Genomic DNA, 1,801 nt, shown 5'->3' on the forward strand with positions numbered 1-1,801 from the left:
CTGTGTGGCCACCAGCCGATCCCTAATCAACTTGATTCTTAAACTCATCACTCAAAAGTGTTGAGGCGATTGATCACGTTTCAATTTTGGTGGTCCCATGCCCTCTAAACCCAACAAGCAACGCATCGAACATATTGAGTTGGTATTTGAAGTTTACTCTCTCATCCCTACTCAACGAAAGATCACGGCGAACGAAGTTCATCAACGACTAACAAATACGGGCATTGAACGCTCTAAACGCACTGTACAACGCTGCTTGAACATCTTGACGACTTATCTAGATGTGGAAAAAGACGATAGAAGCCTCCCTTATAGCTACCATCGACGAGCTCATTCTCAATATGCTATTGGCCCTAGCGAGTCTCTACTTATTGAACTCGCTTTTGAGAGCTTAAGATCGATGCTTCCTGAAAGTTATCGTTCAAGTGTTAAGGACTGTTTTGCTCCGTTACTGTCAGCGAATCATCACCAAACCTCACGTACTCATGTTCGGCATAAACGGCTTGGTAACAAAGATGATTATAACGAGGCTCTTTTTGACAAACTTTGTCTATCCATCTATCACCAACGCGAAGCTCGGCTCCATCTACGTAACGAACAAGTGCTTCAATACGTTTGTCCACTTGGGTTGGTATTAGAGAATGATTGCCTTCAATTGATCTACCAATTCAAAAAGCGTATTTGCTCAGCCCCACTCAACCAAATTCAAGACATCTACGTCAGTACGTTCGAGTTCACCTACCCTGAAGGGTTTTTACTATCTGAGGCCATTACCTCTAAATAAAACTCAACACTCAAGATCAAGACCAAGACCAACATGTTCAACTAACCACACAAGGAAGGATTATGAAAAATACAATGTTATTGAGGACAACTCTTGTCAGCTCTATCGCTTTCGCTCTGACAGCGTGCGGAGGGGGTTCCAATAGTAATACTCCAACGTCTCCACCAGCCGACCAAACGCGCTCAATATCAAGCATGAGTGTTGTTAATAATGGTTTTCAAACCTTTAAGCCTCGTAGTCATGACCTAACTGGCTATCGTGCATATTCTAGAGCAGCTACGTTCAATACGCCTTTAGACGACGGGCAAAGTGCTTACGTTTATGAGAACCCAGAAAACGGTGAGGTAAGCTCGATTAGCTTTGAAGGCGATGAAACTGAGAGCGTTGTGACTCCGACTATCGATATGATCGTCGACCTAAATACCACCTACTCTGCAATCAACATGAGCAATGTCACCGTCACCGTGGATGACGTGGTGTATGAAGGCAATTACACCCTCATACAGGACAAGAATACCGGTGATCTTTATCCATTGGTCGAGAGCGGCGTTCCTATCTATAAGAAGGTGGAAGCTGAACATGAGGCTTGGGTCACCAATACACGCTTTTCCCACAACGGAGACAGCACACGTATTTACTTAAGGCACAGTGATGAACTCAGCCTGCATAAAGCAGAGCTTGTTGATGGTACGTTTACCATTTCTAAAGTCTTTGATGATTACTTCCGAAACAACGTCATTTTATCAACAGGTGATATTGTCACCGTTCCTTGGAGTGGTGATAGCTTAACGTGGGTAGAGCAAGACGGTACAGAGCACAACTTTAGTTACGATACGTCACTGTTGTCTGTTCCATTTCTATACGCAGATAAACTTTATGCAATTCGAGATTCAGATGATGCACTGATCGAGCTTACATTGAATGACGCAACCTTAGACCAAACCGATGCTCTATGGACCACCAATGGGTACAGACCGTCCTCCATGAGTGTGGTCCGTGGTGATTATAAAATGCATT

The 1,801-nt window shown here is 43.8% G+C and carries 2 protein-coding genes; both read left to right on the forward strand.

Going from position 1 to position 1,801, the window contains the following annotated elements:
- Positions 1 to 97 precede the first annotated feature (97 nt).
- Positions 98 to 784, forward strand: a complete 687-nt coding sequence (locus FTW16_RS13340; protein ID WP_146491403.1) for a hypothetical protein — start codon at positions 98 to 100, stop codon at positions 782 to 784.
- Between the two features lie 62 nt (positions 785 to 846).
- Positions 847 to 1,801, forward strand: a 955-nt coding sequence (locus FTW16_RS13345) for a hypothetical protein (protein WP_146491404.1), incomplete at its 3' end; no start/stop codon positions are given.

It is taken from the genome of Vibrio sp. T20 (genome assembly GCF_007858795.1).
Classification (GTDB): Bacteria; Pseudomonadota; Gammaproteobacteria; order Enterobacterales; family Vibrionaceae; genus Vibrio; species Vibrio satsumensis.